This window comes from Paenibacillus terrae, assembly GCF_000943545.1.
In the GTDB taxonomy this organism is placed as follows: domain Bacteria; phylum Bacillota; class Bacilli; order Paenibacillales; family Paenibacillaceae; genus Paenibacillus; species Paenibacillus terrae_A.
Window position 1 is genome coordinate 34960 of sequence record NZ_JTHP01000058.1, and the last position, 7549, is coordinate 42508.

Consider the following 7549-nt stretch of genomic DNA (forward strand, 5'->3'; position numbering starts at 1 on the left):
ATCAAGAGGCCGCAATGTGTTATATGAAATAACATCATGCGACCTTATTTACAGAGGCTACAGGCCCACAGACAATTTAAACGATTCGTACCAAAAAAGTCGTTATTTTTTGTCTACTTGAACCTGATTAGATAGCGCAAACTTCTCAAGCCGCTCTGCAATGCCATCCGTATCATAACGGCCCAGTGATTTTGTGAAAATAAAATTTCCACCCTTACCTTTTCTTTCAACTGTTACGTAACCCTTTTCAATTTTGATGGCTTTCATATCCTCTGCCGTCATTGGACGTTCTCTGCCGCCTTTCAGCATGTACAGAGCACTCTTTCCTACCTTCAAATAAGGACGGCGGATAAAAAAGATAACAGCCAGCATCAAGTACAAGCCGAATACAAGCCAATCCATTCCGCGCATGCCAGTCTTAGTTAAAAAATAACTCATAAGCATGTACAGAACTGCAAGTCCAGCCAGCATGATTGGCACAGTAATATTACGTCCACGGAAAATATCCATTGCAGAACCGGCACCACTAATGGTTTGGATGCCTTGTTTTTTGCGCGATTTATTCAAATGCGCTGTGTTTTTGCGAACTTTTCTTTCAAATGACCGGGCCATCTCTCAATTCCCTTCCCAAATATATTGCTTAAAAACAATTGCCACCAATCCTAATCTATATAGATACCAAAAATAGATACCTTAAAAAAACGAAAAGCAAATTACGCGGGCTAAGCCGCTTTAGCGACATTAATGCGTCAGCCCACCATTTCCCTTCGACGTATCTTCGTCCACAATTTCAATCGTATCAAGTTGCTGCCGGAAATTACGGCGAATGTTATCCAAATAAATTTCCCGAAGATTGGCGCGCTCTGTTGTTTCCTCTTCCGTCAATCCTTCGGCTTTTGCTTTGCGAGCCAATTCATTGATGCGCTGTACCAAGCTGTCTATATCCAAATTCTGTCCCCTCCATATAAGCAAAGATATAATACACTTTGACATGTAGAAAAGAGCTTGTCAAGGTTCCCTCATTACGTCCTCTGACAAGCTCTAATCGTGACAGATCAGAAATGCGGAAGCTTTAAAACTTGGCCTGCCTGCACTCCCCGATCTTCCAGTCCGTTAATCCGAACAATTCCTTCTATATATACACGTGTATCCATTCGTTCCGGTTTATGATTGGAGGCAATCTGCCACAATGTATCCCCAGGTTGTACAATAAGTTTGGTCACCTCTTCATTCGAAACAGAAGGAGCCGCGAATACCGTCAGTACACCTGCACCCGCAATCCAGGCAACGATAACCAGAATAAGAAGTTTGGGCAGGAGACTGTTGGAAATGGTCCGTACAAGCTGCGCCTCTCTCTCATTCCGGACATTTTGCATCTTTTCTAAATTCATTGGAAAAATACTTTGATATGTGCTATATTTCATCATTGGCTGCGTCCTCCAAACGTTTGTTCCTATGTTTTTTTCACAATATAACACGAACATTTGTTTTGTTCAATAGAAAAGAGAACAAAAGTTCGTGATTATTTTTAGGGATTATTTAGAACTTGTGTTTGTACGAACGGAGGTTCTATGCTATAATTTTCCCAAACGTTACTAAATGGGGTTGATACGGTATGTCTAAGATTTCAAGCCGCCAGCAGGCCATTCTTGAATTTATCCGAAATGAAGTGCGTCTAAAGGGTTATCCCCCTTCTGTACGCGAAATAGGTGAGGCTGTCGGATTGGCCTCCAGTTCTACGGTTCACGGTCATTTGGATCGTCTGGAGAAAAAGGGACTGATTCGTCGTGATCCAACGAAACCGCGGGCCATCGAGTTACTCGGCCAAGACGAATCGGATAACAGCAACTTGATTAATTACTCAATTAGTCGTGTTCCGGTCGTCGGCAAAGTTACAGCTGGTCTGCCTATTACAGCAACAGAAAATATTGAAGATTACTTTCCTCTTCCCCAACATTTTGTTGGTGAGGATAAAATATTCATGTTATCTGTTGTAGGAGAAAGCATGATTGAAGCTGGTATTGCCAACGGAGATTATGTCATCGTACGTCAACAGCAGACAGCCGATAACGGCGATATTGTCGTGGCCATGACAGACGAGGACGAGGCTACTGTTAAAACTTTTTACAAGGAAAAAGATCATATTCGACTTCAACCGGAAAATCCGGCCTTTGAACCGCTTCGTCTGACGCACGTCAGTATTTTGGGCAAGGTTGTAGGACTCTTTCGGGACTTCCACTGATTTTTCATTTTTCAGCCCCGTTATTCTTCCCCCTACAACAAAACCGGCTGCCCATGGCAAGCCGGTTTTGTGTTAATATTATGTACACAAAATGTCCCTCACAGCTATTCTTTTTCCTTTGATAGCCATAGATTAATCGGTATATATCTGCAATCTGCAATTACTGTTCTGCTTATTGGCGGATCAAAAATACTTTGTAATTATTTTAGATAAATATGGTATATTAATATTTATAGTTTTACTAAGGAGAGATTAAATGAAAAAAATTATAATTTCAGTGTTTATTGTGACTTTTATCGTAATAGGTTTTACAGCTCCAACAATGGATTATGTGTATGCTAAGGAGAATTCAACCAGAACAACCTTTGATCGCATTCATTACATACAAATAATTATCCATTTTAAATCATTGGAAAAGCAACTTGAAGCTGTACTTTCCGAAAGAAATAACTACCCAGAGGACAGTCCAGAATATAAAGAGCTTTCTGAACAAATGAATCACATTCTTGAGCAGGAAACATATTACCAGAAAAAGCTTAAAGCCCTTTATAGTAAGTAATATACTTCTCCCCGTTTGTTATCTTCACTTTTTATCATTTTGCTCGTGCCGATCTGCTGTAACTTTTCCTACAACGTAAAGTTGGTAAGGATAAGGCAGGTAAGCATGAGTTTTTTTGCATTCCTTACCTTTATACTTTATTAGTTTCTGAATATCAGGGTCATAGGTAATAGCTTCTTTTTGGTTTTAATAGATTTATGCTGATACATTGTTAGTGCTACTGACATATGAATAAAGTAGACCTTAGCAAAGGAGATATGCAGATGATCAAAAATAGAGTCAAAACGTATAAGCATCGTATTGGTAAGAACAAATTTCTGGTCGTAAAAGTCTTCCAAGCCGCTGCTGCCGAAACAAGAAGCGGTAACGCACTAGCCACCAATGCATTGAACATCAAAATTTCCAAGCGCAACCGTAAGCGGAATCATAAACGCTTCTAAGATTCATCGTACCTTCTTTTCCTGTGAAAGGAGGTGATATCATGTGTAAAAAACATTTCAAACGTCATGTGAGAAGAAGAGGATTATCGATCCGTTCAAATCAAAGAGCCATTGCGCGCGCTAGAGGTAATGCACTGGCTATTAATCTGTTTAGCGTAAATGATAGACAACGCAGACGTTAATGATTGTTTTTAAGCGAAAAGCGGGAAGGATTTCTTCCCGCTTTTTTGTGCCGCATTATAGTGTAAAACGGAAATTGAACCAATAATAAGGGGCCCTTTAGCAGTCAGTAGGACTTTATCATTTTCAACAGAATTTTAACATTTGAAGTAAGTGAATACTGATAAAAATTTCGTATTCTCTTCATCTAAATCCCAATCCTGAGAAAATTCAAAAAAAATGCTTTTTGATGTCTATTCTCCCCTGTGAACTATTGTGTCTTTATCTTTACTGTATGATCATTTATCCTATGTACTCTGAACGAAATACTTTTCCTCGTTTTATAAATATAAGGAGCGAAAATGTTAACTCAACACAACCCATCACCTTCTCCCATTCTTTTTCCCTTGATTATGAAATTCGAAACTCTTACCTATATCAATTCCTAAAATTAGGGACATATGAACAAAAATCAGGGTGCTGAATGTCTCTTATGATTCGACAATATAAGCCGAGTATTTTTGACAAAAAAAGAGCCGCTATCTAGTAGCAACTCCAGTGAAGATTATGTTCGAATTAATGAAACCCATTTCCTCTATAACCTCGTCAAATCGGTGATAAGAGATCGGACACCTCTTCGATGTTTTTGTTATCTCACATTCAAAGTAAGCGTCTTTGAAAATGCCATTAACAATTTTCACCTTTTCCACATTCAGAGTATTGCTTCTGTCCACATTCAAGAAATGGAACCCATTATTATTTAGGAAGCTTTCCCAATGCCTTAGGGTGCCGATCATGTAATATGTTTTTTCGAATGTGTGAACTAGAATCTGATCCCTCTTACGTCCTTTAGATATGAAAAGAACCTTGTCCACTGGTATGTTTTCGCCCTTGTTAATACCTCGAGAATCATCAGCTGAGACAGTTAAGTTTAGCATTTCATATATCTCCCACTTTATTTCAACAGTTCTTCAGGTGGTTCGGGACTGTGAATCCAAGACAAACTCGCTGTACTCACTGATACAACTGCAAGTGAAGTTAGTAATATGGCAGCATTGTAGTACATGCCAATCTTAAATTTACTAAATTTAGGACTTTTCATTTTTCGCACCTCCTCTCTATTAATGTTAAGCTCTGAACAAAAAAACTAGCCGCTACCACCGGAAAAGCCAGCCACAAATTAAGTGTTATTATTGCAACTCCGCAAATTTTTAACAATGGATAGTACCGTTTAGGTATACGAGTCTTCCCGTCTATTCTAGACGGAGCATAAACTAAGACAAGTATTATACTTAATATCGAAGTAATAACTATCCAATTATAGTTTAGATTCACAAAGGACAGGGCGGTAAGTAAAGCTGTAGATACAACAATGCATACTATATTGCTCTTTAAATGTATTCCTCCTACAACTTGACGCAGTATAGAAAAAGATATCATCGCCAGTACAGTTTCCTGCACCTTACCCGTAATAAATGAAATACCAATAGTTAACAAAATGATTGAAACTGTATTAATCACAACGGCTATTCCATGTTTTAAAACCGCAATAGAAGCTGGATGATCCGGTACAACTGTTTTGATATGAGTTGCAATATCAAGAGCGATAGAATCAAGATTTTTTATAATAATCACGCTCCGTTTTTAGCGCATAGTACAGGAACATTCCAGATGCCAAAGCTATAAATAAAATACTCAAAGGAAAATTATTGACGTAGAACATAAATGTGCTAGCGGCTAGTATCCCAATTATTAAAATAACAACAAGTACATGTTCCCACCTAAAACGCAAGCTTTCATAATCTGCTGTAAAGCCTATTTTGAATTTAAATAGTAACCATGATATAGCTAATACCCATGCACTGGTTACCGCTTGAGCTAACGATCCCTCTGGAGAGGTCTCCATGTCTGATGTCAATGTACCAAAGAGCATTACTATAATTATTGCTTGGAACAGCGTATACAAAAACGTACCTGTAATGGATATAATAGCTGACCAAATAATAGGCATCCTTACAACAGTAGTTATCAATAATGTGAATAATATAATGTTTATAGTCGGAGCAAAAAAAGACAACGACATTTCTTCTCTTAACACCAGACTTTGCAAATTCATGATCAGGCCGATAAACAATGCAGGCCAGATAAAATCTAAAGCTCGGATTCTGAAAATAGTAAGCATTAAAACAAACGCCGCAAATGTTTCAACATTAGAAAATAGCAAGAACCGTATAGGCTCCCACATAACACATATCCCCTTCACTTCATTGTAACCAACACTATAATTCTATATTTGCTATAACAGTATAGCAATACAATTACCTGTTTATTTGGAATATTTTATGTATTATATTAGGTAAATATTTTTCGCTCTTTTCCTTACAATGTGTTTATTGCTCTAAGAGCCATTTTTCAAAAAAGCTCTTATTTCACGAGCTGGAAAATACCATTTACCGCCAATTTTTCTTTTCGAAAACCTGGAATCATGGAAAAACGTGTCCAATATCGTGCCCCAATGATTATTTAGGATGTTACAAACGATCAAAAAAATCATCAAACACAATCAGCCAAAAGAGACAAGACAACATGGCATTAATACACCGATGTTCTTGCTTACGGGCTTCGATCCAATTCACAAACTCTTCCTTTGCAATTCTTTTAGTACCTCCAATTGAAAAATTCGGTATCCTCTTTTATCTTGAGTAATTCATATACACGATCTTTTTGAAATACCTAAATATTGGCAATATCTGCTGCACTTAAAATTTCGGGCAATGTCCTCAATGTAATTCTTTCATTGGCAATTACTCTTTCAATGCGATGGCACCCCGAATGAAAAATGGGTTACTGATGTGATGGGATTCCACTTGTTTGGACAAAAGGTATAGGTACGATCTAAATCTGGTAATGTGTCGCACTGATGGTAGACCAATTCCAAAATCCATAAAAAGTTTGGGGACATTTTGGGGGCAACTATATATCGGATTTATAATATTTACTCACTGTCCCCAAACTAAAAATCCCTCAACGCTTAGAGCGCCAAGGAATTCTATGTTTTAGTAAAGCGTCAGATATTGATCACGTTCCCATTGATGTACTTGGGTGCGATTTAAGTTCTATGGATTTCTAAATTATCATGTGGTACTTAAACACCGATAATTAAATAATAAAAGATAATTAATTTTTCCGAAATAGCATAACGTATATGCTATTTGTGGGTAATTTGTGGGTGTTTTTGTGGGCAGACTCAATGCGATTGATAGGCGCATTGAGTCTTTTTTATTCATTAATAACAAATGTGTCGACTCTAGAATTGATCGAAACTTCGACTGTAACTGGCACATCTATTCCATGTGTAATAATCACCGATCTGATAAACATTTTCGTATTCTCTTCATCTAAATCCCAATCCTGAGTAAATTCAAAAAAATGCTTTTTCATGTCCGTTCTCCCCCGTAAACTATGGTGTGTTTATCTTTACTGTATGACCATTATCCTGTATACTCCGAACGAAATACTTTTCCCCCTTCCTTCTAAAAAGGAGACCAAGACAGTGTCTAATATTGTCCGGGGGAGATGCCTGTTAAAGGTCCGTATTAATGAAGCTGGTACTACTCAATCCGAGCTTGCCCGAAAAATCGGATACTCGCGCCAACAATTATCCAATTGGGCAAACAACAGAGAAAAGATGTCTTACGAAGCAGCAGTTCTTATATGCCGCGTCCTAGGATGCCATGCTGAGGATTTGTATGAGTGGCACTTCGCCTGACCACAGGCATCTCTTCTGGGCATGTTGTATAGTCTGGACTATACACACCAATCTACTTTTATAAACTCCAATACTTCAGCCCCCTTTTTTCTATCCATAAGTTCTACTTGTTTCCCAACTTTACCATATAAAAAATAAATAAAAACAGATAATATGTCGAAATTCATCGAATTCATCTGGTTTATCCTAGTCTAACTGATTATTGACTCTCAATCTTAAATGTGATAGTAAAAATGACCCGCAAAATTAACGGGTCATTTCCACAGCTTTTTAAGTGTTTTGAGTTTATTGTGTGACATGGAGCAGATGAATTCAGATCCTTTGAAGTGAAGTGAACTGAACCTCCGAATATATCTGTTTCAATTTTGTGGATCGGCTAC

At 37.8% G+C, this 7549-nt stretch carries 12 protein-coding genes and 1 pseudogene; 4 read left to right on the forward strand and 9 right to left on the reverse strand.

Features of this window, described 5'->3' with window-relative positions; genetic code table 11:
* Positions 1-102: 102 nt before the first annotated feature.
* The 3 genes from QD47_RS22800 to QD47_RS22810 all read right to left on the reverse strand — a co-directional run bounded on the left by QD47_RS22800 (position 103) and on the right by QD47_RS22810 (position 1424).
* Positions 103-612 carry a hypothetical protein gene (locus QD47_RS22800; RefSeq protein ID WP_044648281.1) on the reverse strand — a complete coding sequence of 170 codons (510 nt, stop codon included), beginning with the start codon at positions 610-612 and terminating at the stop codon, positions 103-105.
* 129 nt (positions 613-741) lie between these two features.
* A complete protein-coding gene (locus QD47_RS22805; RefSeq protein WP_044648282.1) occupies positions 742-948 on the reverse strand; it encodes a DUF896 domain-containing protein in 207 nt (68 codons plus the stop codon).
* A 107-nt stretch (positions 949-1055) separates the two neighbouring features.
* Positions 1056-1424, reverse strand: coding sequence for a LysM peptidoglycan-binding domain-containing protein (locus QD47_RS22810; RefSeq protein WP_044648291.1), 369 nt, complete (start codon positions 1422-1424; stop codon positions 1056-1058).
* A gap of 191 nt (positions 1425-1615) precedes the next feature.
* On the opposite strand from QD47_RS22810, the gene lexA reads away from it, so the two are divergent.
* The 3 genes from lexA (at position 1616) to QD47_RS32625 (ending at position 3241) form a co-directional block, all read left to right on the forward strand.
* On the forward strand, positions 1616-2242 hold the full coding sequence (gene lexA, locus QD47_RS22815) for a transcriptional repressor LexA (protein ID WP_013310545.1): 627 nt from the start codon (positions 1616-1618) through the stop codon (positions 2240-2242).
* A 256-nt stretch (positions 2243-2498) separates the two neighbouring features.
* Complete coding sequence (locus QD47_RS22820; protein WP_044648283.1) at positions 2499-2801, forward strand: hypothetical protein; 303 nt, start codon at positions 2499-2501, stop codon at positions 2799-2801.
* 263 nt (positions 2802-3064) lie between these two features.
* Positions 3065-3241 (forward strand): hypothetical protein, encoded by a 177-nt coding sequence (locus tag QD47_RS32625; RefSeq protein ID WP_162833922.1) that lies wholly within the window; start codon positions 3065-3067, stop codon positions 3239-3241.
* Between the two features lie 698 nt (positions 3242-3939).
* Here QD47_RS32625 and QD47_RS22825 read toward each other — a convergent pair.
* The 6 genes and pseudogenes from QD47_RS22825 to QD47_RS32210 form a co-directional block, all read right to left on the reverse strand.
* Positions 3940-4338, reverse strand: coding sequence for a LytTR family transcriptional regulator DNA-binding domain-containing protein (locus QD47_RS22825; RefSeq protein WP_044648284.1), 399 nt, complete (start codon positions 4336-4338; stop codon positions 3940-3942).
* A 17-nt stretch (positions 4339-4355) separates the two neighbouring features.
* Positions 4356-4502, reverse strand: a complete 147-nt coding sequence (locus tag QD47_RS31075; RefSeq protein WP_014281452.1) for a cyclic lactone autoinducer peptide — start codon at positions 4500-4502, stop codon at positions 4356-4358.
* Positions 4499-5035: an accessory gene regulator ArgB-like protein gene (locus QD47_RS22830; RefSeq protein ID WP_044648285.1), complete on the reverse strand. Its 537-nt coding sequence runs from the start codon at positions 5033-5035 to the stop codon at positions 4499-4501. The genes QD47_RS31075 and QD47_RS22830 overlap by 4 nt, the downstream gene beginning before the upstream one ends.
* Entirely contained in the window at positions 5013-5645 is a 633-nt protein-coding gene (locus QD47_RS22835) for a hypothetical protein (RefSeq protein ID WP_044648286.1), read from the reverse strand. The genes QD47_RS22830 and QD47_RS22835 overlap by 23 nt, the downstream gene beginning before the upstream one ends.
* A gap of 145 nt (positions 5646-5790) precedes the next feature.
* Positions 5791-5915, reverse strand: a pseudogene (locus QD47_RS33400) (group-specific protein); the annotation flags it as partial.
* Between the two features lie 764 nt (positions 5916-6679).
* Positions 6680-6841, reverse strand: coding sequence for a hypothetical protein (locus QD47_RS32210; RefSeq protein ID WP_161797193.1), 162 nt, complete (start codon positions 6839-6841; stop codon positions 6680-6682).
* Between the two features lie 43 nt (positions 6842-6884).
* On the opposite strand from QD47_RS32210, the gene QD47_RS22840 reads away from it, so the two are divergent.
* Entirely contained in the window at positions 6885-7169 is a 285-nt protein-coding gene (locus tag QD47_RS22840) for a helix-turn-helix transcriptional regulator (protein WP_082067274.1), read from the forward strand.
* The last annotated feature ends 380 nt before the right edge of the window (positions 7170-7549 follow it).

Bases quoted from the DNA above. Each gene is read 5' to 3' on its own strand.
- QD47_RS32210 (WP_161797193.1), bottom strand. From the start codon at position 6,841: ATGAAAAAGCATTTTTTTGAATTTACTCAGGATTGGGATTTAGATGAA.
- QD47_RS31075 (WP_014281452.1), bottom strand. From the start codon at position 4,502: ATGAAAAGTCCTAAATTTAGTAAATTTAAGATTGGCATGTACTACAAT.
- QD47_RS22825 (WP_044648284.1), bottom strand. From the start codon at position 4,338: ATGCTAAACTTAACTGTCTCAGCTGATGATTCTCGAGGTATTAACAAG.
- QD47_RS32625 (WP_162833922.1), top strand. From the start codon at position 3,065: ATGATCAAAAATAGAGTCAAAACGTATAAGCATCGTATTGGTAAGAAC.
- QD47_RS22835 (WP_044648286.1), bottom strand. From the start codon at position 5,645: ATGTGGGAGCCTATACGGTTCTTGCTATTTTCTAATGTTGAAACATTT.
- QD47_RS22840 (WP_082067274.1), top strand. From the start codon at position 6,885: ATGACCATTATCCTGTATACTCCGAACGAAATACTTTTCCCCCTTCCT.
- QD47_RS22800 (WP_044648281.1), bottom strand. From the start codon at position 612: ATGGCCCGGTCATTTGAAAGAAAAGTTCGCAAAAACACAGCGCATTTG.
- lexA (WP_013310545.1), top strand. From the start codon at position 1,616: ATGTCTAAGATTTCAAGCCGCCAGCAGGCCATTCTTGAATTTATCCGA.
- QD47_RS22810 (WP_044648291.1), bottom strand. From the start codon at position 1,424: ATGAAATATAGCACATATCAAAGTATTTTTCCAATGAATTTAGAAAAG.
- QD47_RS22820 (WP_044648283.1), top strand. From the start codon at position 2,499: ATGAAAAAAATTATAATTTCAGTGTTTATTGTGACTTTTATCGTAATA.